Annotated in this window: 20 protein-coding genes and 1 other RNA gene; 16 read left to right on the forward strand and 5 right to left on the reverse strand. The window is 63.5% G+C overall.

Annotated features, from left to right (window positions below):
- Nucleotides 1-7 precede the first annotated feature (7 nt).
- From ilvC to CHB87_RS19830, 4 genes are all read left to right on the forward strand, one after another.
- Nucleotides 8-1,033: a ketol-acid reductoisomerase gene (ilvC, locus tag CHB87_RS19815; RefSeq protein ID WP_089410195.1), complete on the forward strand. Its 1,026-nt coding sequence runs from the start codon at nt 8-10 to the stop codon at nt 1,031-1,033.
- A gap of 38 nt (nt 1,034-1,071) precedes the next feature.
- Entirely contained in the window at nt 1,072-1,584 is a 513-nt protein-coding gene (locus tag CHB87_RS19820; protein ID WP_089410196.1) for a hypothetical protein, read from the forward strand.
- Nucleotides 1,585-1,605: 21 nt separating this feature from the next.
- Entirely contained in the window at nt 1,606-2,112 is a 507-nt protein-coding gene (locus tag CHB87_RS19825) for a DUF4174 domain-containing protein (RefSeq protein WP_089410197.1), read from the forward strand.
- A 161-nt stretch (nt 2,113-2,273) separates the two neighbouring features.
- On the forward strand, nt 2,274-3,779 hold the full coding sequence (locus CHB87_RS19830) for a sensor histidine kinase (protein WP_089410198.1): 1,506 nt from the start codon (nt 2,274-2,276) through the stop codon (nt 3,777-3,779).
- 95 nt (nt 3,780-3,874) lie between these two features.
- On the opposite strand, the gene CHB87_RS19835 is transcribed toward CHB87_RS19830, so the two are convergent.
- From CHB87_RS19835 to dprA, 3 genes are all read right to left on the reverse strand, one after another.
- Nucleotides 3,875-4,159, reverse strand: a complete 285-nt coding sequence (locus tag CHB87_RS19835) for a DUF427 domain-containing protein (RefSeq protein WP_089410199.1) — start codon at nt 4,157-4,159, stop codon at nt 3,875-3,877.
- A gap of 510 nt (nt 4,160-4,669) precedes the next feature.
- Nucleotides 4,670-7,444: a type I DNA topoisomerase gene (gene topA / locus CHB87_RS19840; protein ID WP_089410200.1), complete on the reverse strand. Its 2,775-nt coding sequence runs from the start codon at nt 7,442-7,444 to the stop codon at nt 4,670-4,672.
- Between the two features lie 303 nt (nt 7,445-7,747).
- Nucleotides 7,748-8,878 (reverse strand): DNA-processing protein DprA, encoded by a 1,131-nt coding sequence (dprA, locus tag CHB87_RS19845; protein ID WP_089410278.1) that lies wholly within the window; start codon nt 8,876-8,878, stop codon nt 7,748-7,750.
- Nucleotides 8,879-9,111: 233 nt separating this feature from the next.
- Between dprA and CHB87_RS19850 the strand changes: the two genes are divergently transcribed.
- Entirely contained in the window at nt 9,112-9,957 is an 846-nt protein-coding gene (locus CHB87_RS19850) for a menaquinone biosynthetic enzyme MqnA/MqnD family protein (RefSeq protein WP_245818121.1), read from the forward strand.
- A 55-nt stretch (nt 9,958-10,012) separates the two neighbouring features.
- Nucleotides 10,013-10,735 (forward strand): YqaA family protein, encoded by a 723-nt coding sequence (locus CHB87_RS19855; RefSeq protein WP_089410202.1) that lies wholly within the window; start codon nt 10,013-10,015, stop codon nt 10,733-10,735.
- Between the two features lie 80 nt (nt 10,736-10,815).
- Here CHB87_RS19855 and CHB87_RS19860 read toward each other — a convergent pair whose 3' ends face one another.
- A complete protein-coding gene (locus CHB87_RS19860) occupies nt 10,816-11,832 on the reverse strand; it encodes a beta-ketoacyl-ACP synthase III (RefSeq protein ID WP_089410203.1) in 1,017 nt (338 codons plus the stop codon).
- A 429-nt stretch (nt 11,833-12,261) separates the two neighbouring features.
- Between CHB87_RS19860 and CHB87_RS19865 the strand changes: the two genes are divergently transcribed.
- A complete protein-coding gene (locus CHB87_RS19865; protein ID WP_142988448.1) occupies nt 12,262-12,525 on the forward strand; it encodes a hypothetical protein in 264 nt (87 codons plus the stop codon).
- A gap of 65 nt (nt 12,526-12,590) precedes the next feature.
- Here CHB87_RS19865 and ffs read toward each other — a convergent pair.
- Nucleotides 12,591-12,688: signal recognition particle sRNA small type (gene ffs / locus CHB87_RS19870), an RNA gene on the reverse strand.
- Between the two features lie 64 nt (nt 12,689-12,752).
- Between ffs and CHB87_RS19875 the strand changes: the two genes are divergently transcribed.
- From CHB87_RS19875 to CHB87_RS19915, 9 genes are all read left to right on the forward strand, one after another.
- Nucleotides 12,753-14,564 (forward strand): MutS-related protein, encoded by a 1,812-nt coding sequence (locus CHB87_RS19875; protein ID WP_089410205.1) that lies wholly within the window; start codon nt 12,753-12,755, stop codon nt 14,562-14,564.
- Between the two features lie 98 nt (nt 14,565-14,662).
- Nucleotides 14,663-15,700 carry a pectinesterase family protein gene (locus CHB87_RS19880; protein ID WP_089410206.1) on the forward strand — a complete coding sequence of 346 codons (1,038 nt, stop codon included), beginning with the start codon at nt 14,663-14,665 and terminating at the stop codon, nt 15,698-15,700.
- A 135-nt stretch (nt 15,701-15,835) separates the two neighbouring features.
- Nucleotides 15,836-15,979: a DUF3309 family protein gene (locus tag CHB87_RS19885; protein ID WP_089410207.1), complete on the forward strand. Its 144-nt coding sequence runs from the start codon at nt 15,836-15,838 to the stop codon at nt 15,977-15,979.
- 105 nt (nt 15,980-16,084) lie between these two features.
- Nucleotides 16,085-17,533 carry a GH1 family beta-glucosidase gene (locus CHB87_RS19890; protein ID WP_089410208.1) on the forward strand — a complete coding sequence of 483 codons (1,449 nt, stop codon included), beginning with the start codon at nt 16,085-16,087 and terminating at the stop codon, nt 17,531-17,533.
- 214 nt (nt 17,534-17,747) lie between these two features.
- The gene (gene glgA, locus CHB87_RS19895) at nt 17,748-18,962 is read left to right on the forward strand and encodes a glycogen synthase (protein ID WP_089410209.1); all 1,215 of its coding nucleotides are present in this window, start codon (nt 17,748-17,750) and stop codon (nt 18,960-18,962) included.
- A 138-nt stretch (nt 18,963-19,100) separates the two neighbouring features.
- Nucleotides 19,101-21,146: a M13 family metallopeptidase gene (locus tag CHB87_RS19900; protein ID WP_089410210.1), complete on the forward strand. Its 2,046-nt coding sequence runs from the start codon at nt 19,101-19,103 to the stop codon at nt 21,144-21,146.
- 169 nt (nt 21,147-21,315) lie between these two features.
- Complete coding sequence (locus tag CHB87_RS19905; RefSeq protein ID WP_217897081.1) at nt 21,316-21,651, forward strand: hypothetical protein; 336 nt, start codon at nt 21,316-21,318, stop codon at nt 21,649-21,651.
- 5 nt (nt 21,652-21,656) lie between these two features.
- Entirely contained in the window at nt 21,657-23,477 is a 1,821-nt protein-coding gene (gene rimO / locus CHB87_RS19910) for a 30S ribosomal protein S12 methylthiotransferase RimO (RefSeq protein ID WP_089410211.1), read from the forward strand.
- 120 nt (nt 23,478-23,597) lie between these two features.
- Nucleotides 23,598-23,912 carry a GIY-YIG nuclease family protein gene (locus CHB87_RS19915; protein ID WP_089410279.1) on the forward strand — a complete coding sequence of 105 codons (315 nt, stop codon included), beginning with the start codon at nt 23,598-23,600 and terminating at the stop codon, nt 23,910-23,912.
- Nucleotides 23,913-23,956 lie beyond the last annotated feature (44 nt).

Consider the following 23,956-nt stretch of genomic DNA (forward strand, 5'->3'; position numbering starts at 1 on the left):
AAACATCATGGCAAAGACCTACCACGACGCAGACGCAGACCTCTCTCTTATCCAGGCGAAGAAAGTCGCCATCATCGGCTACGGCTCGCAGGGCCACGCCCACGCGCTGAACCTCAAGGACTCCGGTGTGGAGGTCATGGTTGGCCTGCGCGCGGATTCGCCCAACGTGGCGCGCGCGAAGAACGCCGGCCTCGCCGTCGGCACCGTCGCCGAGGTCAGCAAGTGGGCCGACGTCATCATGAACCTCACGCCCGACCAGACCGCGGCGAAGGTCTACCACGAGGACATCGAGCCGAACCTGAAGCCTGACGCGACCCTGATGTTCGCGCACGGCTTCAACATCCGCTTCCGCACCATCACTCCGCCCGCCACGGTCGACGTCTCGCTCGTGGCGCCCAAGAGCCCCGGTCACCGCGTCCGCGAGACCTACACCGAAGGCGGCGGCGTACCCGGCCTGGTCGCGGTCGAGCAGGATGCCAGCGGCAATGCGCTCGCGCTCGCGCTCTCCTACGCCAAGGCCATCGGCTGCACCCGCGCCGGCGTGCTCGAAACCACCTTCACCGAAGAGACCGAAACCGACCTCTTCGGCGAGCAGGCCGTGCTCTGCGGCGGAACCGCGGCCCTCGTCAAGGCGGGCTTCGAGACCCTCGTCGAGGCCGGCTACCAGCCCGAACTCGCCTACTTCGAGTGCCTGCACGAGCTGAAGCTGATCGTCGACCTGATGTACCGCGGCGGACTCGCCTACATGAACTACTCCATCTCGGACACCGCCGAGTGGGGCGGCTACGAGGCGCAGAAGCGCATCGTCACGCCGGACACGAAGAAGGCCATGAAGGAGCTCCTCACCGAGATCCAGAACGGCGCCTTCGCCAAGAAGTTCATCGAGGAGAACAAGACCGGCCGCCACGAGCTGAACAAGTACCGCAGCACCGAGTCGGCCGACAAGATCGAGGTTGTCGGCGCGGAGCTTCGCGCGGCGATGCCGTTCCTCAGCCCCGTGAAGGTCGTCGACGGAGCCGTCGTCAAGGCATAACTCAACCCCGCAGTTCGCCAATAAGAGAGAGGCAACGCATGTCATCCAAGTTCATCTTGAGGGCGCTCGTTGCCTCTCTTGCGTTCAGCCTTCCCGCCGCCGCGCGCCAGGATACCCAGTTCACGCCGCTCAGCTTTCTCTTCGGCACATGGAGCGCCGCGACGGCGGCCAGCGGGGCAACCGGCGCCACCGCGCTCGGCGACTATACCTTCCGGCCGGATCTGAAGGGCAAAGTTATCACCCGCACCGGTTCGCTCGATGCATGTAAAGGGCCGCAGGGCTTCGACTGCGATCATCACGACATGCTCACCATCTACCCGGAGAACGGCGCGCTGCACGCCATCTACTTCGACAACGAAGGCCACACGATCCACTACGACATCGCCACGCCGGACGCGAACACGGCTGTCTTCCTCTCGAACACCCCCGGCCCGCAGTTCCGGCTCATCTATCACCTCGAAGGCAAGGTGATGACGGGCAAGTTCCAGTTCGCGCCACCGGGATCGAAGGATTTCACCTCCTATCTGGAGTGGTCGGGCGCCCGCAAATAGCCTCGCCCGCATCTCTTCCTTATGCGCCCATCGAATCCCTTCCCTCGCCTGCTCCTCGCCGTCGCACTGACTCTGCCGGTCGCAGCCCGGCCCATGCCGGCCCAGACCACCGGCGTCGACAGCTCCAAGCCCTTCACCCTCGACTCCATGAAGAGCTACTATCGCCCCATCCTCGTCTTCGCGCCCTCGGCGACGCCGGATTTCATCCAGCAACTGAAGCTGCTCGAAGGCCACGGCAGCGAGGTCACCGAGCGCGACGTCGTCATTTTGCCGCTGCCCGCGAAGGGCGGCTTCTTCACTGGAACGCATTTCAATAAGGCCGAGGCTGGCCACATGACCGCCAGCGAAGCAGCCCACGCACGCGAGCAGTTCCACATCGAACCCACCGGCCTCACCGTTCTTCTGCTGGGCAAGGATGGCGAAGAGAAGTTTCGTTCCCAGACCCCGGTCACCTGGGATCGCCTCCGCGAGCTGATCGACTCCATGCCCATGCGACAGGAAGAGGACAAGGATCGCAGTAAAAAATGAAGTGGAAAAATAATTGTTTGGCGAAGAAAAAACGAAGGATATACTCGCAGAAACGATCCGCCACGCGGAACATCCTCGCCCCAGACGGCGTATAAAGAGTCATAACGCACGTCCTGCGCGTCCAAAGCACTACACGGCTCAAAGCAGTACCATGGAATCTTATGGCGACGACCTACGAACTCCAATCCGAATCCCAGGCCGCCGAAGTCGAGCCCTATCTTCTGGCGTTAAAGCCGCAGAAGCCGACTCCGCTGCCTGAGATCGTCGAGGCGCTGCGCACCGTCACGCAGCTCAACGGGCTGGCCGACGAGGAGTATATGTGGCTGGCCACGCACGGCACCGAGCGCATGGGCTGCGAAGGCTCCATGATCTTCCGCGAGGGCGAGCCCACCGCGCATCTGAACTTCATCCTGCGCGGGGAGGTGCATGTGCGCCGCCGTGTTTCAGGCCCCATGGCGCTCTTCATCGGACGCGCCGGCCAGATGACCGGTCTACTCCCCTTCTCGCGCATGAAGGGCTACGGCGGCGACGGCTATACGATCGGGCCGTCGTGGGTGCTGGACATCCACAAAGACCTCTTTCCCGAGATGCTGAAGGCCATCCCGTCGATGGGCCAGCGCTGCGTCAGCACGCTGCTCGACCGCGTGCGCGAGGTGACGCGCATGGAGCAGCAGGCGGAGAAGCTCTCCGCCCTCGGCAAGCTCGCCGCCAATCTGGCGCATGAGCTGAACAACCCCGCCTCCGCCGCGCAGCGCACCGCCGCTTCGCTCTTCGCGGAGCTGCGTCAGTACGGCCAGCAGTCCTACAGGCTAGGCGCGCTCAGCGCCTCCGCCGGCAACGATACATCGAGGCTCTTCAAGGAATGGATCACGCGCACGCGCGCACGCATGGCGGAGTTTGCCTTCCGCCACTCGTCCGAGGTCAGTCCGCTTGCCCAGTCGGACCGCGAAGATCTCTTCATGCAGTGGCTGGAGCGGCACGACGTACCGGAGCCGTGGACCATCGCGCCGACGCTCGCCGATACGCCGCTGGGCCTCGATCAGCTCGACGAACTCGCCGAGATCATCCCCGCGCAGGACCTTCCGCTCTCCTTGACGACCTTCGCCAGCTCGGTCGGCGTGGAGCGCATGTCCGAGACCATCGTCGAATCGACCGGACGCATCTTCGACCTGATCACGGCCATCAAGGACTACTCCTACATGGACCAGGCGCCGATTCAGGATATCGATCTCGCGCAGTCGCTCGAAAATACACTGGCGATGTTCGGTTCACGCCTCGCCGACATCAAGGTCGAGACGGACTTCGACCCGCATCTGCCGCCCATCGGCGCCTACGGCAGCGAGCTGAACCAGGTCTGGACGGCGCTGATCGAAAACGCGCTGGACGCCATGCCCACCGGCGGCACGCTACGCCTGACCACGCGGTTGAACGGTCAGATGGCCTTCGTCGAGGTGATCGACTCCGGCCTAGGCATTGCGCCCACGCTGGTCTCGCGCGTCTTCGAACCCTTTTATACGACGAAAGCCCCGGGACGCGGCTTGGGCCTCGGCCTCGACACTGCGCAACGCATCGTCAGCAAGCACTCCGGCTTCATTACGGTCGAGTCCGCGCCGGGACGCACCTGTTTTCAGGTGCGTCTACCGATCGATCAGGCGCAGGCCTACTAAGCTGACTGCGCCTGCTTCCGTCTGTCGTTGCTTGTCCTGCTCGTCGTTCCCGCAGCAATCTGCCCCTGCATTTGTATTCAGAGGTAGCAGGAAACCTACTTCGTCACCTCAACCCCACGCCAGAACGCCACGTGATGCTTCACGTTGCGCGCCGCCGGCTTGGGATCCGGGTAGTACCACGCCGCATCGGGATTCTCCTGTCCGTCTACGACGAGCGTCCAGTAGCGAGCCTGTCCCTTCCACGGGCAGCTCGACGAGGTCGAACTGGCCCTCAGGTACTCACGCTTCACCGATTCGTCAGGAAAATACACATTGCCTTCGACCGTCTCGTACGTGTCGCTTTCAGCTAACAGCTTGCCGTTCCAGGTCGCCTTCGCCATCTTACTCGCCCACTTCCAGAACCATCGAGTTGCGCCGCGAGCCATAGAACACAAAAAACCAGCCACAGACGCACAGCGCATTTGTAACAGGAATAGAGCCAAAACGGAAGCGCCCCCACGCGAACGCGGGCTGCGGAAAATGATTTACGGAATCCGCAATCCAGCTCTCCGCCCCCAGCGTATACCGTCTGCAACTCAGATCCTCGGGCCCTTCTAAACTCCCCTCGAACAAGTTCATCCGTGGGGGCGAACCTCCCGGCACGCTGAGACGGAGAATTGAGACGGTGGCTCTGCCATGCGCGGTGTGTAGGACAGAAACTCTGAAACGAAAAAAGCGCGGCGGGATCGGGCATGCGCTGATGGCTACGCTCGGTTTTTACCCTTGGCTCTGCACGCAGTGCGGTCGATCCAGCCTTCTGCGCGACCGGGGTCCGCGCACGAGAAAGCGGCGGAGCGCCGATCAATCCAACGACTCTGGACCGCATCTCGTCGCCCCGCCGGTCGCCTCCTCTAAGCCACGCTTTCCTCAAGCGCCTCTTCCGACTCCGCGGGTTCCTCGGACTTAGGTCCGCCGATCCGGCGTTCGTAGGTGCACTCCGGCGTCGTGGGAATCTCCTCCGGCGCGCCCTTCTTCGGGCGCCGCTTGGGCAGAAACTCACGATTGTTCGGGCACACCAGGTACGTGCCTTCCTTGTTGCCGTACTCCAGCAGGTACGCGCTGTCGCACTTCGGGCAGACCTCGTCGACCAGCTTCATATTCGAGGCGAAGTCGCACTTCGGATAGTTTACGCACCCGTAGAACGTGTCGCCGCGCTTGGTCTTGCGCACCGCGAGATCGCCGCCGTCCTTCGGGCACTTCACATCCAGCAGCTCCTGCTTCACGTACTTGCACTTCGGATAGCCCGAGCAGGCGATGAACTCGCCATACTGGCCGTCACGCTGCAGCAGCGGCTTGCCGCACTTCGGGCAGGGCTCTTCGAGCACCACCGGCGGCTTGGTCTGCACCTTCTGCGTCAGCTTGCGGATCGTCTTGCACGGCGGATCGGCCGCGTAGTCCGGACAGCTCATGAACGGACCCCACGGCCCATTCTTCAGCACCATCTCCTTGCCGCAGTTGTCGCAGAACTCCTGCTCCGGCTGCTCGTCCGCTCCGGGAGCGGTCAGGTCCGGCTTCGCGGCAAAGTTCTCCTTCGTGAAGTCGCAGCTCACCGGCTCCGCCGTCACCTTTTTGCCCTTGCCGGACGCCTTCGCGACCGCCGCGGCGAAGTGCTTCGCGTCCGCGACCTCTTCGGAGTAGTTCGTCTCGTCGAAGGTCACCGCCTTCACGATCATCGGAAACTGGAACGAGCCGGTAATCTTCTTCAGCACCGCCTTCGGATCCTTCTTCCACGGACCCAGCGCGACGGTTACGGCCTTGGCCTTCGAGAAGGCGCTGCAGGCGTAGAAGCTGCCGAACTTGCCCCACTTCAGAATCAGCGGGCTGCCGCACTTGTCGCACTTCTCATCCGTCGGCGTCTCGCGCCGCTTGATGTCCTCCATGTCGTGCTCGGCGACCAGCAGCTCCTGCTCCAGATGCGTGTAGAAGCCATCCAGCAGGTCGGTCCAGCGCTCCGTGCCGCCTTCGACCGCGTCCAGCTCGCCCTCGAGCCGCGCCGTGTAGCCCGCCTCGAAGATATACGGGAAGTTCTTCACCAGCAGCTCGGTCACGACCATGCCAATCTCGGTCGGCACAAACTTCGCGCCGATCTTCTTCACATAGTCGCGATCCTGAATCGTATTGATGATCGAGGCATAGGTCGAAGGACGCCCGATGCCCTTCTCTTCGAGCGTCTTCACCAGGCTCGCTTCGTTGAAGCGCGGCGGCGGCTCGGTGAACTTCTGCTCCGGATCGACGGACTCGGCGGTCAGGCTCTGCCCCTGCGTCATCTCCGGCAGAATTGTATCCTCGGAGGCGTTCTCCCAGACCTTCAGAAAACCGTCGAAGACGAGAATCGAGCCGCTCACGCGGAAGTCGTAGGTTTTGCCGGCCTTCGCCGCAATCTCGACCGTCGTCTGGTCGAAGACCGCCGCGGTCATCTGCGACGAGACGAACTTCTGCCAGATCATCTTGTAGAGCTTGTACTGCTCCTCGCTCAGGTACGAGCGGATCGAGTCCGGCGTGTAGTCGACATGCGTCGGACGGATCGCCTCGTGGGCGTCCTGGGCGTCTTTCTTGCCCTTGTAATCCACGGCCTGCTTGGGCAGATAGTCCGGACCCAGCTTGGCGATGTAATCGCGCGCCTCGACGACCGAATCGGCCGAGACACGCGTCGAATCGGTACGCATGTAGGTGATCAGACCCACCGTGCCGTCGCCGCCGATGTCCACACCCTCGTACAGCCGCTGGGCGACGCCCATGGTGCGGCGTACATTGAAGCCCAGCCGGCCCGCGGCATCCTGCTGCAGCTTGCTGGTCGTGTAGGGTGCGGTCGGGTTGCGTTTGCGCTGTTTGCGGTCCACGCTGACGACCGACCAGTTCGCCTTCGCAAGGTCGGCCGTGACCGCCAGGGTCGCCGCCGCGTTCGGCAGCGCGTTCAGCAGGAACTGTGCTTTTCCGTCTGCATCGAGGCCGTTGGGAACGCGCGCAGTCTCCCCGTCGATGCCGGTGAACTTCGCCGCAAAGCTCTGTCCGCCAGGCGTCTTCAGCTTGCCCGTCACATTCCAGTACTCGACCGGCTGAAAGGCGTTGATCTCCCGCTCGCGTTCGACGATCAGACGCAGCGCGACGGTCTGTACACGTCCCGCGCTCAGTCCGCGGCGCACCTTGTCCCAGAGCAGCGGCGAGATCTGGTAGCCGACCAGGCGATCCAGCACACGGCGCGTCTGCTGCGCGTCGACCAGATTTTCATTCACATCCCGAGCCTGCAGGAACGCAGCCTTGACGGCCTTCTGCGTAATCTCGTTGAAGGTCACACGCTGCAGAGTCGCCTTATCCTTTAATACAGGGCGAAGCTGCATCGCTAGGTGCGCGGCGATCGCCTCCCCTTCGCGGTCCGGGTCCGGCGCCAGGTATACAGCGTCAGCCTTCGCGGCCAGCTTCTTCAGCCGGTCGACGATCTTTTCCTTGCCCGGCGAGACGATCAGCGTCGGCTCAAACGTACGCTTCTTCAACTCCACACCGATGTCGTTCTTCGGCAGATCCATAATGTGGCCCAGCGAGGCCTCCACGATGTAATCGTCGCCAAGATATTTATTGATCGTCTTTGCCTTCGCCGGCGATTCCACGATCACGAGAGATTTGCTCATTCGTTCCCTTCAACCTTCTGTCCCACCGCAGTCGCCAGCCCTTCGGCCCCAACCGCCTTGCCGCCATGCGTTTCATTGCGAACCTAACACGCAATTCGTAAACAATCCAATCGGACTATCCCACAAATCGGAGGTTTCGTCCAAATGCCGCATCTTGGACGCCCGCAAAAATCAAAAGGTAAACCCAATGAATTGAATCATTTGCGCGTATTTACCACATGCACCCCAGAAAAAATTGTCGTCCTGAGCGAAGCGAAGGATCTGCTGTCGTACTTTTTCCGCCCTGCGACGCCGCCAAGGCGTCTAAAACGTCTTCACGTAGTTCTTGCCCGGCAACGACCTCACCTTGCCCGAAAGCTCCAGCTCGAAGAGCGCCGTGAAGATCTCGGCCGACCCCAGCTCACCCTCAAGCGCCTCCATCAGCTCGTCCAACTGCGTGGCCTCGTCGTGCCGCAGCCGGGCGAAGACCAGCCGCTCATGCTCGGACATCCCCGCTGCCGGTTCGCTCAATAAGGATGCAGCCTCCCCCGATTTCGATTCACCGCCCAGTTTTGCGGCGCGCTCGTCCTCGAGCTCCAGCCGGATGTGCGTGGGCAGATCCTCCCAGATGTCCTCCCACGTCGCCGTCAGCTTCGCGCCTTGCTTGATGAGCGTGTTCGGACCCCAGGCGTTCTTGTTCGTCACATTGCCCGGCACGGCGTATACGTCGCGATTCTGCTCCATCGCGCAGCGCGCCGTGATGCGCGTGCCGCTGTACTCCGCCGCCTCGATCACCAGCACGCCGACGCTCATCCCGCTCAAAATCCGGTTGCGGATAGGAAAGTTCTGCGGCGCGGGAAACGTCCCCAGCGGGTATTCGCTCACGATCGTCCCGCCGGTCGCTACGATCTGCTCAGCAAGCTTCTTGTTTTCTTTAGGATAGATGACGTCGATGCCCGTTCCCCAGACCGCGACCGTCTTGCCGCCCGCCTCGATCGCGCCTTTGTGCGCGGCCGTGTCGACGCCACGCGCCATGCCGCTCAGGATGACGATGCCACGATTCGTCAGGTCGCGCGAGAGCATCTCCGCCATGCCGGCGCCGTAGGGCGAAGGCTGCCGCGTACCGACGACCGCGATCCCGGCCCGCTGCAACAGCGGCACATCGCCGCGAATCCAAAGCACCGCCGGGGGGTCGTAGATCTCGAGCAGCCGGTCCGGATAAGCCGCGTCCGACGGCGTCAGGAAGCATCCGCCCGCCTCCGCCACGCGCTTCGATTCGTCCTCGGCCTTCGTCCGCGCATGCCCCTCGAAGATGAACTGCGCCGACCTGGCCGGCATGTGCAGGCCTTCCAGCTCGGTCAGCGAGCAGGTAAACAGCCGCTCCGGCGAGCCCAGCCCCTTCATCGCCTTGTGGATGCGCGTCGGCCCCATGCCCGGCGTCAGGGTCAGTGCCATCCATGCCAGACGCGCCTCTTCCGCGGCAAAACCTTCCCTGCTGTCGTTCCCGTTCAAAGGCGTTTCTCTCCTGGCCTGGTATGGCTGGCAGACTACCACACGCGCCCAGACAGGAGAACTGTTCCACAAAGCGCACTTCAGCTCAGCCACGCAGCGGCTTGTTCATCCAGTTGAAAGCCTGCGATTGCCCGCTGCATCGCCACCCTACGATCCATCATCGAATACACTAAACCGTGTCTCAACACCCAAGCCCACTCCGCGTAGCCGCCATCGACTTCCTCAACCCCGCGCCGCTCATGTACGACTTCGAGCATACGGACCGGCTGGCCGAGCGCTATACCCTGAACTACACCCTGCCCTCGCAGTGCGCCGCGGACCTGCTCGCCGGCCGCGCCGACCTGGGCCTGATCCCCATCGCCGCCCTGACGCCCGAGTTGGCCGTCGTGCCCGGATGCGTCATCGCCTCGCTCGACCGCGTGCGCTCCATCCAGCTCGTGATCAAGCAGCCGTACACGCTCGAAACCGTGCGAACGGTAGCCGCGGACAACGCCTCGCGCAGCTCGCTGGCCTACAGCCAGATCCTCTTCCGAACGTTTTCCGCGAACTCGCCCGTGTACGTCTCGTCTCCGGCCGACCCGAAGGCCATGCTCGCCCAGGCCGACGCCGCGCTGCTGATCGGCGATCCCGCCCTGCTGGCGCTGGAGGCTCGCGCGGAGATCGAGGCCGCAGTCGGTCCCTGCACGTGGCTGGACATCGCGCACGAATGGCATACGCGGCTCAACCTGCCGTGGGTCGCGGCGGTATGGGCGGTGCGGCCGGAGTCGCTGACAAACGTGACCGCCGCTCAGCTTATCGAAGACCTCCACAGCTCCCGCACCAACGGCCTCGCGCACATCGAACGCATCGTCGAGACCTGGACACCGCGCATCGCGATCGCCCCCGCGACCATCCGCGAGTACCTGACCCACAACCTGCACTACACGCTCGACGAGCCCTGCATTGCGGCCATTGGCGCCTTCCGCCGCCTTGCCGCCGAGGCGCAAGCGCTTCCTCCCTTGCCCGAACTGCGCTTCCTCTAAAAACTAAACACGAAACCCACCGGAACTTCCTCTCTCCACTTCGCGTCATATCAGTATGAGCTTGCTTGCCGCCATCACGCCTGCGGTCCAATCCACCGTCCTCGCCGCAGCCGACCTGCTGGGCAAGGCTGGCGGAAGCTCGCATGCGCTGTTGCACCTGCTCATCTCGCTCGGCATCTTCGGCGTCTTTCTGGTCTCGATCGTGGATAGCTCGTTCGTCCCGTTGCCCGTTCCGGGGCTGACGGACATCATGATCATCCTCTTTGCGGCGCAGCGCACATCGAACGTCTTCGTGCTGGTCGGCGTAGCGACCCTCGGCTCCGCGCTGGGCGGACTTTTCTCGCACCAGGTAGGACAGTCGGGCGGCATGGCGTTTCTTGAGAAGCGCATTCCGCCGCGCATCTTCAAACGCGTCTGCGAGTGGATGGAGAATCACGCGATCCTCTCCGTCGCACTGCCCGCCGTGCTGCCGCCGCCGATGCCGCTCAGCCCGTTCGTGCTGGCCGCGGGCGCGCTGCACATGTCGCGCAAGAAGTTTCTGACGACCTTCACGATCAGCCGTCTGGCGCGTCACACCGTTGCCGCATGGCTGGGAATCCACTATGGCAAACAGGTCGTCCACTTCTGGAACAAGTTCTCCGCACAGTGGGGAACGACGATCCTGGTGGTCGTCTGGGGAGGGATTGCGATCAGCCTCGCCTTCGCCTTCTGGCAGCTCTGGAAGACCAGCCGCACGGTGAAGACGGATCGGCCAAAGGAAGTTCGCGCGGCCGCATAGCGAAGACCTAACACCGATGATACCGATCTATATATTCATAAAATCGGTCTCATCGGTGCGGATCGGTGTAAGTCCTTTGTCTAGAACTCCCAGCGAAGCAGCGTCGCGCCAACCGTGAATCCGGCGCCGACGCTCGCCAGCAATACGAGGTCGCCCTTCTTGATGCGGCCCTCTTCGAGAGCCGTCGCCATCGCCAGCGGAATCGTCGCAGCCGTCGTGTTGCCGTAGCGGTCGATGTTGATGACGACATGCTCCTCCGTCATCCCCAGCCGCTCGGCGGTCGAGAGAATGATGCGCTTGTTCGCCTGGTGCGGGATGAAGCATGCCAGATCCTTGCCTACGAGTCCGTTGCGCGTCAGCACCGTCTCGGCCGCCTCGGACATCTTGCGCACGGCAAACTTGTACACCGCGCCTCCATCCTGATGCACGTAGTGCATCTTCGCGTCGACCGTCTCATGCGTCGTCGGATGCAGGCTGCCGCCGCCGGGCATGTTCAGCGAGACAGAGCCCGAGCCGTCGACCTCGTGCCAGAAGTCGACCAGCCCAACCTCGCCCTCTTCACACGGCTCGATCAGCACCGCGCCGGCGCCGTCGCCGAAGATGACGCAGGTAGTGCGGTCCGTATAGTCCATGATCGAGCTCATCACATCCGCGCCGATCACCAGCACCTTCTTGTGCGCGCCGGACTCGACCAGCTTCGCGCCAACCTGCAGCGCGTACGGAAAGCCCGAGCAGGCCGCCGAAAGGTCGAATCCCCAGGCATGCTTCGCGCCCAGCTTGTGCTGCACCAGGCAGGCAGTCGCGGGAAAGGTCATGTCGGGCGTCACGGTCGCGACGATGATGGCCTCGATCTCCGAGGGATCGACGCCTACCCTGGCCAGGCAGCGCTTTGCCGCCTCGGTCGCCAGATCGCTGGTCGCGACGCCTTTGTCGACGACGTGCCGCTCACGGATTCCCGTACGCTCGACGATCCACTCGTCGCTGGTCGCCACCATCTTTTCGAGGTCTGCATTGGTCAACAACCGGGGCGGAACGTATGCGCCCACCGAACTGATCTTCGCCCGCACAGACACTCGCGGCTTCAACGTCAAGCTCAAATCCTTCACCTCACTGCAAACTCGTACACCAAGACAATAGTCTAAGCCAAATGTGTGAGCGCAGCGTTTCGGGTGAAATGCGAAGCTCCGCCCCCACCCGTTCGTTTCCAGTAAGTCTTTTCGAATCTTCGCTTGCGCCGCACTCTGCCTGCAAAATACAGATTGCAGAGAATTTGCGATCAAAGCACAGAAAATAAAAGACTTACGACGGACCTGCGAGGTCGAACGGCCACAGATAAACCACTTGTTTTGATAGAGTTATCGAATTTCTTGCCTGACCAGGAATTTGGCCGGGAGTATGTCTTCGAGAGCTGAAAGCTTCAAGCTTGTAAGCTGTCAGCTCGAGACGTTCCTGCCTTCAGCCTGTAAGTTCGAGGTGCGCCGGGCGACCCACTGCGCCATTGCGGGAATCATCACCGAAGCTAAATTGTGGGTTTGAAGTGCGCCGGGCGACCCACTGCGCCATTGCGGGAATCATCACCGAAGCTAAATTGTGGGTTTGAAGTGCGCCGGGCGACCCACTGCGCCATTGCGGGAATCATCACCGAAGCTGAATTGTGGGTTGAGGTGCGCCGGGCGACCCACTGCGCCATTGCGGGAATCATCACCGAAGCTGAATTGTGGGTTGAGGTGCGCCGGGCGACCCACTGCGCCATTGCGGGAATCATCGCCGAAGCTGAATTGTGGGTTTGAGGTGCGCCGGGCGACCCACTGCGCCATTGCGGGAATCATCGCCGAAGCTGAATTGTGGGTTTGAGGTGCGCCGGGCGACCCACTGCGCCCATACTATCCCGTTACCGTTGCTTCCTTCCGGACCTGGCGGGGTTGGCGGGGTTACGTCGCGTAGGACCCGGCACTCAGCAAGTCTACCATCATTGGCGGGTCTGTTGCTTGGACTCGGGCTTGTTAGTCTGAACTCCGTGAACTCTACGCCCGACAGCCTCGATTCAACGCCGAATTCCGCCGTGACCGCCTACCGCGCCCGCCAGCAGGAGCTCTCGCTCGAGCAGCAGAACATTCAGACGAAGCGCATGCGTCTGCGCGCGTTGATCTGGGCGGCTCTGCTGCTGATCGCCGCGCTTTACGACCAGGCGGCACACCACGGCGCGCACTCGTGGCCGATCCTGCTGCCGGTGGCGCTCATCGCCGGGATCATCCCCTATTACCTCGGGATTCAAAACAAGCTGCTGCGGATCACGCGGCTGCAGGCCTTCTACGATCGCGGCGTCGCGCGGGCCGATGGGTCGGAGCCGCAGTCCGGGCTGACCGGCGAGGAGTTTCGCACCGCCGGCCACCTTTACGACCGCGACCTGAACATCCTTGGGCCGGATTCGCTCTTCGGGCTGCTCGCCACCGTGCGGACCGGCATCGGTCTGCGCGGGCTGGCGGTGTATCTGCTGCAGCCCGTGCCTCAGACCGGGTCTGCGGCACGGCAGGCGGCGGTGCGCGAACTCGCCCCGCGGTTCGAGCTGCGCGAGCGTATCGCGCTGCTGGGCTCATCGCGGTTTCAGGAGGTGAAGGCGACCGTCTTCGATGCATGGCTCGACGAGGCGCCGCCCAGCTTTCCGGGCTGGGTGCGGCCGGTGCTGGTGGTGACCGCGATGCTGATGGTGGGGATGCTGCTCGCCTCGGCGATCCATACGGCGTGGTGGCCGCTGCTGGCGCCGAACGTGGTCGCGGTCGCGGCGGTGCAGGCGGGCGTCTCGATGACGGTGCGCAAGCGCGTGCTGGCGGTGCTGGGCGCGTCGAAGGTCGCCGACCAGATGCAGCTCTTTTCGGACGGGCTGGAGCTGCTTCAGGCGCAGGCGTTCACCGCGCCGAAGCTGGTCGAGCTGCAGCGGCAGGCGCGCGAACCCGACGCCGTCGCGGCGATTCGCGGCATTCAGAACCAGTTCGTCATCGTCGAACAGCGAACGAAGGAGTACTTCTTCGTCTTCTCGCTGCTACTGGCCGCCGGCACGCAGGCGGCCATCTCCATCGCCGAGTGGAAGCGCCAGTACGCGCCGGCGATGCGCCAGTGGCTGGCGGCGTGGGGCGAGTTCGAAGCCCTGAACGCGCTCGCGACTTACGCCTTCGAGCACGAGGCGGACATCTATCCCGAGCTGCTCCCGGCCGATGCGGCTCCGGCGTTCGAGGCGGAGTCGCTCGGTCATCCGCTGCTCCCGGTGAATGCCTGCGTGCGCAACGACGTGGCGCTGGGCGATGCGACGCGGTTCTACCTCATCAGCGGGTCGAACATGGCGGGTAAGTCCACGTTGCTGCGCGCGGTTGGCGTCAACGCGGTGCTGGCTTATGCGGGCGCGCCGGTTCGCGCGGCCCGGCTCCGTCTGACGCCGCTGACGCTGGCCGCGTCGCTCGCCCTGACCGACTCGCTCGCCGAGGGCAAGAGCAAGTTCCTCGCCGAGGTCGAACGTCTGCAACTCACCCTGGACGCCAGCCAGCGCGGCGCGACGCTCTTCCTGATCGACGAGATCTTCAGCGGGACGAACTCCACTGACCGCCGGGTGGCCGCAGCCGCGATCCTTGAGCGTCTGCTCGCCAACCACGCCATCGGCGCGCTCAGCACGCATGACCTCGCCCTGACGGAGCTCGCCACGCCGGAGGCGCGCGGCCTGAACCTTCACATGGCCAGCCCCGATGCCGACGACCCGCTTGGCTTCGACTACCGGTTGAAGCCCGGCATCAACCAAAGCTCGAATGCGCTGGCGATTATTCGCATGATGGGGATGTGAGAAAGACAAAAGCAGATTCCCTGCGGGAATGACAACCGAAAAGCACGACCCGGCGCGGCCCTTGCTGGTCCTACCACTCGACGTGTACTCTTTCCGCCATGCGTACTTCTCTGCTTGCCGCCGTTCTTCTTCTCTCTGTCGCCGCCGTTGCGCAGGACGTCCACGTGAAGGTCTCGCCCAGCGTGAAGACGGGCATCGAGGGCACGAACGAGTTCCCCACGATTCAGAATGCGCTCGACCACCATCCCTTCGCCGGGCCTGGAGGACGCGTCTTTATCGAGATCGAACCCGGAACGTATCATGAGCGCGTCATCGTCACCCAGAACCACCAGAACGTGACGCTGCTGGGCATGGGCGCTAAGCCCGAAGACACCGTCATCACCGCCGGCATGAACGCCAAGATGGCCGGGGGCACCTTCTTCACCGAGACCGCGGAGATCAACGGCGACGGCTTCGAGGCCGACAACCTGACATTCGAGAACTCCGCCGGCAATACCGGACCGGCCGTCGCGGCCGCCGTCCGGGCCGACCGCGCCGTCTTCAAGCACTGCCGTTTCCTCGGCCATCAGGACACGCTCTTCGCCGACTACGGCCGCCAATACTACGTCGACTCCTACATCACCGGCGTCGTGGACTACATCTTCGGCGCGGGCACGGCGGTCTTCGAGCGCGATGTGCTGGAGTCGAACGGACCCGGCTTCGTCACCGCGCAGTCGCGCACGGCGGCCGACCAGACCAGCGGATACGTCATCCTGAACAGCAAGGTGACCAGCGCCATCGATCAGAACGCAGGACCGTTGGACCCGTCCACACCGGGCGCGAAGAGCGCGGCCTCGGCAAAGAAGGCCATCAGCCTGGGGCGTCCCTGGCGGCCTTATGCCCGCGTCATCTTTATCAACACGGAGCTTTCCGCCGACGTGAGTCCGGCGGGTTGGAACAACTGGGGCAAGGCCAGCAACGAGAAGACCGCCTACTACGCCGAGTCGGGCAACACCGGCCCGGGCGCGAAATCCGGCGACCGCGTGAAGTGGGCGCATCAGCTCAGCCCGGCGGAGGTGCAGATGTACCTGCCTGCGCAGTTTTTGAAGGGTAAAGACAACTGGAACCCCGTGGCCGAGGCGGCTCGGCTGCCTTAGAACGAAAGGCCGAAGCGGATTTCCTGCGGGAACGGCAAACAAAAAGACAAAAGTTCTTGCGTGACAGCGAAGATGTGCATCGTACGGATGTCAGCCGATTCTGGCTCACGACTACGGCTCCGAAAGGTCTTCCCCATGCTCATTCTTCTGATCGTTCTGATTCTCGTCTTCGGCTTTGGCGGCGCGCGTCTCGGCCCTGGACTCGGCTACTACGGCGGCGGCGGCATCTCGCTGATCCTGACCATCGTTCTCATCCTGCTGTTGCTGAAGGTCATCTAGTTTTCGGGCCGAGGTAAGGTCAAAGGCATCTAGTCAATCGGTTGATCATTGACCTTACCGCCCCCGATCGCTCACTATGGTAGCGTCTGTTATCTGGAGGCTCATGTGAGCAGTTCGATCTCTCGCCGCACCCTTGCCCAGCTTCTGGGCGCGTCCGCCGTCGCCTCGGCTCTGCCCGCGAATGCGGCGACGCCTCCCGCCCCCATGCCTTCGCCGCGCAGCTTCCCCCAGGGTTTTCTGTGGGGTTCGGCGACTGCGTCGTATCAGGTGGAGGGCGCGTACCAGGAGGACGGTCGAGGGTTGTCCATCTGGGACACCTTCTCCCACACCGCAGGCAAGACCTTCAACGGCGACACGGGCGACGTCGCCGACGACTTCTACCATCGCTATCGCGAAGACATCGCCATGATGAAGGAGATGGGACTGAAGAGCTTTCGCTTCTCCGTCGCGTGGCCGCGCGTCTTTCCTGCCGGTACGGGCTCGCCGAATCCCAAAGGGCTCGACTTCTACCACAAGCTGGTCGATGCCCTGCTGGCCGCCGACATCCAGCCCTATTGCACGCTCTTCCACTGGGATCTGCCGCAGACGCTCGAAGACAAGGGCGGCTGGCGTTCGCGCGATACGGCCGAGGCCTATGCGGTTTACGCCGGCTATGTCGCCAAGCATCTCGGCGACCGCGTGAAGCACTACATGACCCTGAACGAGATGTCGACCTTCGTCAACGTCGGCTACCGCGACGGGCGCCATGCGCCGGGGCTGAAGCTCGACAAGGCAGGCGTCGCGCAGGTGGCGCACCATGCCTGCCTCGCGCATGGGCTGGGCGTTCAGGCGATTCGCGCGAATGCGCCTGCGGGGACGCTGGTGGGTCTGGCGGAGAACGCAGCCGCGATCGTGCCGGTCGTCGAGACGCCGGAGCACGTCGCCGCCGCGCGCAAGGCCATGCGCGAAGAGAATGCGATGTTCCTGACCGCCGTGATGGAGGGCCGCTACACGGACCGCTATCTGGCGAGGCTGGGCGCCGCCGCCCCGAAGTTTACCGCCGCGGAGATGAAGGCCATCGGCTCGCCGGTGGACTTCGTCGGGCTGAACATCTATACGCCGCACTACGTCCGGGCGGACGGCTCCGAGCAGGGGTATGCGAATGTCCACGCGCCCGCGTCGTTCCCCCATATGGAGTCGCCGTGGCTGACGATCGGGCCGGAGGCGCTCTACTGGGGTCCAAAGCTGGCGTCCGAGGTGTGGCCGATCAAGGCGATCTACATCAGCGAAAACGGCTGCTCGGCCGCCGACACGCTGACGCCCGATGGTCAGGTGCTCGACACCGACCGCACGATGTACCTGCGCAACTACCTGACGCATCTGCAGCGCGGCGTCAGCGAAGGCGTGCCGGTGAAGGGCTACTTCCTGTGGAGCCTGCTCGACAACTACGAGTGGGCCGACGGTTACGCCAAGCGCTTCGGCATCGTGTACGTGGACTTCAAGACGCAGAAGCGCACGCCGAAGTTGAGCGCGCAGTTTTACAAGGCGACGATTGCGGCGAATGCGGTGGGCTGATCAGCCACGCGTGCTGTCATCCTGAGCGTAGCGAGGGACCTGCTTTTCGCCTGGAGATGCGTCAATACTCCGGGCAAACAGCAGGTCCTTCGCTGCGCTCAGGATGACAGACGACGACGTGGTTCCAGGGGCTGCAGTGTGCGAGCTTTCAGTCGCTGGGGTATGCTCTCCTTGCGGTTCATTCGCATCACACGAAGCACGAGAGGTTGCACACATGCGAGTCGGTCTGATGACGCGGGAGTACCCGCCCAACGTATATGGCGGCGCCGGCGTTCACGTCGAGTACCTGTCGCTTGAGCTCGCCAGGAAGATCGAGGTCGAGGTCCACTGCTGGGGCACGCAGCATGAGGACATCGGCGACCTGCATGTGCGCGGCGATGAGCCGCCGCCGTCGGTCACCGGAGATACGAAGGAGAAGTTCAAGGCAGCCGTCGATGCCTTTGCGCTGAACCTCTCGCAGATGAAGTCGCTTGCGGCGATCGACGTCATTCACACGCACACCTGGTACGTGTCGATGGCTGGCTTTCTCGCCAAGAAGCTCTTCCAGATTCCGTTCGTGCTGACGACGCACTCGCTGGAACCGCTGCGCGCGTGGAAGGCCGAGCAGCTCGGCTCGGGCTATGCGCTTTCAAGCTGGATGGAGCGCACGGCGATCCTCGACGCCGACGCGATCATCGCGGTCTCGAACGGCACCAAGGCCGACATTCAGAAGGCGTACCCGGATGTCGATCCCGCGAAGATTCATGTGATCTACAACGGCATCGACCTCGAGCAGTACCAGCAGACGGCGGACACGGACGCGCTGACGAAGTATGGCGTCGATGCGACGAAGCCCTATGTGCTCTTCGTCGGGCGCATCACGCGGCAGAAGGGCGTGACGCATCTGGTCGAGGCGATCCAGTATCTGCCGGCCAATACGCAGGTGGTGCTCTGCGCCGGGGCGCCGGATACGCCGGAGATCGCGACCGAGATGCGCAACCTCGTCGACGAGGCGCTGAAGCAGAATCCGAACATCGTGTGGATCGAGAAGATGGTGACCAAGCAGGAGGCCATCCAGCTTTATTCGAACTGCGCCGTCTTCGCGTGTCCGTCGGTTTATGAGCCCTTCGGGATCATCAACCTCGAGGCGATGGCCTGCCGCGCGCCGGTGGTGGCTTCGGCTACGGGAGGGATTCTGGAGGTGGTGGTCGAGGGCGAGACAGGCTACCTCGTGCCCTTCACGCCCGATCCAGTGACGACCTTCCCGAGCGACCCGGCGCAGTTCAGCCGCGATCTCGCGGCGCCGATTGCGAAGCTGCTGGCCGAGCCGGAGCTGGCGAAGAAGATGGGGCTAGCGGGGCGCAAGAGGGTGGAAGAGAAGTTTTCCTGGACGGCAATCGCGGATCAGACGATTGCGCTGTACCGCACGCTGGTGGCTTCGAAGAAGTAGAGACGACGACAGAAGCAGATTCCCTTCGGGAATGACAAGCAAGGGAAGCATTGCCCTTTTACTTGTCATTTCCGGAGGGAATCTGCTTTTGCTTTGAACCACCGCCGCGCCTTGGATGTTCTTGCTAGAATTGCCCCAATGAATCCGCGCATCGCACTCCCGGCCTTCGCTCTTTGCCTCCTTGCACTTCCCCTCTGCGCCCAGACGGCGCCCGAGACGCACGGCGTCGCCGTCGCCAACATGGATAAGTCGGTGAAGCCGGGCGACGACTTCTATCGCTACGCCAACGGCGCATGGCTCGACAGGACGGTGATCCCGGCCGACCGCACCAGCATCGGCTCGTTCTCGCTGGTCGCCAACGTGACGGACAAGCGCGTGGCGGGCATCGTCGCCGAGGCGGCCGCGCACCCGGAGCGCAGCGCGGACGACAGGAAGATGGGCGACCTCTACAAGGCGTACATGGATGCCGCGGCGGTCGATGCGCGGGGACTTGCGCCCATCAAGCCGTATCTCGAGGCCATCGCCGCCATCAAGACCCAGAAGGAGCTGGCGCACGCCCTGGGCCTGACTCTGCGCGCCGACGTCGACGCGCTGAACGCGACCAACTTCCACACCATGAATCTCTTCGGCGTGTGGGTCGCGCCGGGCTTCAACGATCCGGACCACTACGCGCCGTACCTGATGCAGGGCGGGCTCTCGCTGCCCGACCAGGCGTACTACCTCACCGACTCGCCCCGCATGAAGACCGTGCGCGCCGCGCATGAGGCCGATATCGCCGCGCTGCTGAAGCTGGCCGGCTATACCGACACCGAGGCCCGCGCCGCGAAGGTTGTCGCGCTCGAGACCGCCATCGCGAAGACGCATACGCCGCTGGCCGAGAACGAGGATATCCACAAGGCGAACAACACCTGGACGATGGCCGACTTTCCCGCCAAGGCGCCGGGGCTGGACTGGGCGACGTACTTCAAGGCGGCGGGCCTCGACACGCAAAAGAGCTTCATCGTGTGGCAGCCCACGGCCTTCACGGGCGAAGCGGCGCTGGTGGCCGGGACCCCGCTCGATGTCTGGAAGGATTACCTCGCATTCCACCTGATCTACGCCAACGCCGGCGTCATGCCCGCGGCCTTCGCGAACCAGCGCTTCAGCTTCACCCAGGTGCTGACCGGCGCGCCGCAGCAGCGTCCGCGCGAGCAGCGCGCCGTGGCCTTCGTGAACGGCATGATGGGCGACGCCGTCGGCAAGGACTACGCGAAGCTCTACTTCTCGCCCGAGGAGAAGGCCAAGGTCCAGCAGCTTGTGCAGAACCTGATCGACGCCTTCCACGTCCGGCTGACGGAGCTGACCTGGATGGCGCCGGCGACCAAGGCCGAGGCGATCCGGAAGCTCGGCACCCTGAAGGTCTCGGTCGGATACCCGGATACGTGGCGCAGCTACGCCGGACTCGAGATCAAGGCCGACGACCTCTTCGGCGACGTCCAGCGCGCCGGCCTCTTCGACCTGCACTACGAGCTTTCACGCATCGGCAAGCCGGTCGACCGCAGCGAGTGGTGCATGGAGCCGCAGACCGTGAACGCCGTGAACCTGCCGCTCGACAACGGGCTGAACTTTCCTGCCGCGATCCTGCAGCCGCCGTTCTACGACCCGAAGGCGCCGGACGCGTACAACTATGGCGCGATCGGATCGGTCATTGGGCACGAGATCTCGCATACGTTCGACAGCGAGGGCGCGGCCTTCGACTCCGAGGGCAGGGTCCGCAATTGGTGGACGCCCGAGGATCTGGCGCACTTCAACGCCTCCACCGCCGCGCTGGCCGCGCAGTACGACAAGTACCAGCTCTTTCCCGATGTGAACGTGAACGGCAAGCAGACGCTGGGAGAGAACATCGCCGACACGGCCGGCCTGACGGTCGCATACGACGCCTACCACGCGGCCTTGAAGGGAAAACCGGCGCCGGTCGTCGACGGCCTGACGGGCGATCAGCAGTTCTTCCTCGCCTTCGCGCAGAACTGGGGCACGAAGGCGCGCGAGGCGTCGCTGCGTCAGCAGGTCGCGACCGACCCGCATGCGCCGGCGGAGTTCCGCGCAGCCACGGTCCGCAATCTGGACGCGTGGTATGCGGCCTTCCCGATTCAGCCGGCGAATAAGCTGTATCTCGCGCCCGCCGACCGCGTGCACATCTGGTAGGTTGAACGAAAGCAAAGCGTACCTCAGCGGCTAAAGCCGCAGGACGAAGCCGCTTGGATGGCACGGCTGAAGCCGTGCCCTTAACAAAACGTTCTGGGAAGAGCCCGAATTTGCAGTGCGGAAGGCCATTCCCTGGACCCTGTTTCCCTGAGTCCTACTTCCTGTCTTTATGCCCTTGACCATTGCCGCAATCCGCACCGGAACCGACCCCCAGGGCCCTCTGCCCGAGGGGTCGTTCCACCGCACGCTCGACGAGCAGATCGTCTGCCAGAAGTGCGACGCCACCTACAACCTCGTCGCGGACTACGAACAGTCGACGACGAAGTTCTTCGAGGAAGACTCGCGCCGCTACCTGCAGCTTCTGCGCAAGACCATCGCCATGGGACATATCCAGGGGCACAAGTTCAGCCACTTCGAGACCAACGGCGTGGTCGTCCAGGCGATCACAAAGTCGGACGGTCCGGTCGAGCTGGGCGCGAAGCCCCGGCGCGCAGGCGTAGAATAGAGAATGTGACATCCACGCCCATTCTCGAAGCTCCCGTTCCTGTAGCGACCCGCCCCAAAGTCGGTTTTGTCTCGCTTGGCTGCCCCAAAAACCTCGTCGACTCCGAGGTGATGATGGGCATGCTCCACCACAACGGCGCGGAGCTGACCCCGCGCGCCGAGGATGCCGAGATCATCGTCATCAACACGTGCAGTTTCATCGATTCGGCCAAGCAGGAGTCGGTGAACACGATCCTAGAGATGGTGCAGCACAAGACGCAGAACGGCGGCAAGGCCCAGCGCATCGTCGTGGCGGGCTGCCTGGTCGAGCGCTATCGGGACGAGATTCGCAAGAATATCCCGGAGGTCGATGCGGTCGTCGGCACGGGCGAGCTTGAGGGCATCCTCGCCGCGGCGGGCCTGACGCCGAGCGGCCATGCGAACAACTCGCCGTTCACGATTCTGCCGCAGGGATTCTCGTCCGTCGGCGCCCAGCCCCAGATTGAAGCGCACATCCAGCATGATCTTTCGGTCATGAATCCGCCGCTGGTCGACGACACGACCGTGCACCGGGCGCTGGTTTCGCGTGCGCCCAGCGCCGTCTCGCAGCACTCGCGTCCGCTGGCCAATCCCGAGTCGGACGCTGAGGTTGCTCCGCAGCTTCGCATCTCCAGCGAAAGGTCGATTCAGGCGGAGATCGCGAAGTCGCTCGCCGAGACGGGGACGACGCACGGCGAGGAGCCGCTGGCGCATGCAGGCGACCACGTCGCGCATGTCAGTCATCCGGACAAGCCCGCCATCAGCTACCGCGCCGAGGGCGATGCGCGCGAGCAGTCCGGGCGATTCTCGCGCGAGGCCTGGGACGGCGCGACGGCCGCGCTGCCCGACTACCTCTACTCGGACGCGACGCCGCGCATCCTGACCACGCCGCGCGCGTCGGCCTACATCAAGATCGCCGAGGGCTGCGACCACCCCTGCACCTTCTGCATCATCCCGCAGTTGCGCGGCAAGTTCCGCTCGCGGCGCATGGGTTCGATCGTCGCCGAGGCCCAGAACCTGATCGCGCAGGGCGTGCGTGAGATTACGCTGATCGGCCAGGACACGACCTGCTACGGCGAAGACCTGGGCCTGAAGGACGGGCTTGCGCAGCTTCTGGACGCGCTCGCCGTGCTGCCCGGCCTGCGCTGGCTGCGCTTCCTTTACACCTATCCCAACAAGGTGACGACGCGCCTGCTCGAGACGATGGCGAAGCATGACACCATCGCCAAGTACCTGGACGTGCCACTGCAGCACGCCAGCCCCGCGGTGCTGAAGCGCATGAAGCGAGGCGGCAACGCGCAGATCTTCCTGGACCTGATCGCCAAGGCGCGGCGGATCGTGCCGGGCATCGTGGTGCGCACCAGCTTCATCGTCGGCTTCCCCGGCGAGACCGAGGCCGACTTTGAGGAGCTGTGCGCCTTCGTCAAGGCAGCCGAGATCGACTGGCTGGGCGTCTTCACCTATTCGGACGAAGAGGGCGCGAAGGCCTTCGAGCTGGCCTCCGAACTTAAGGTTCCGAAGCGTACGATCGAAGCCCGCCGCCGCAAGCTGATGCGGATTCAGCAGAAGGTCAGCATGAAGTCCAAGGCCGCATGGGTTGGCCGCGAGATCGACCTGCTCGTCGAAGGCGAAAGCGAAGAGACCGAGCTGCTGTGGCAGGGCCGTACCCCGCTGCACGCGCCGGAGATCGACGGCAAGGTGCTCATCAACGACTTCGGGCCGCATGAAGAGCTGGTACCGGGAACGTTCTATCGGGCGGAGATTACCGAGTCGCATGACTACGATGTGGTGGCGCGGATCATCGAGTAGACTGACTCGCTTGGGGTGTCTGCCTTGCTTTTTGGCTGTCATCCTTCGCGAAGCGGAGGATCTGCTTCTGTCTTTGCTTTGCCGTTGCCTTTGCTTCGACAGTCCCCTAACCTAACGCACATGCCACGCGAGCATCACTACAGCGTCTACATTCTGGCGAGCCGCTCCCGCACGTTGTATATCGGAGTGACGAACGACCTCTCCGGCCGAGTCCGAGAGCATCGCGAAGGGAGGGCCGGAAGCTTTACGACACGCTATCAGCTCCATCGGCTCGTTTACTTTGAGCGGTTCCAGTACGTCAACAATGCGATTGCGCGTGAGAAATACTTGAAACACATGACCAGAGCAGAAAAGATCGCCCTGATCGAGACGATGAACCCGACTTGGGAGGATTTGGAATCGCCGCTTCCCTCCAGAATCATCGCAGCTATTTGAAGAAAGCAGATCCTCCGCTTCGCGAAGGATGACAACTAAAAAGA

The organism is Granulicella rosea, from assembly GCF_900188085.1.
In the GTDB taxonomy this organism is placed as follows: Bacteria; Acidobacteriota; Terriglobia; order Terriglobales; family Acidobacteriaceae; genus Edaphobacter; species Edaphobacter rosea.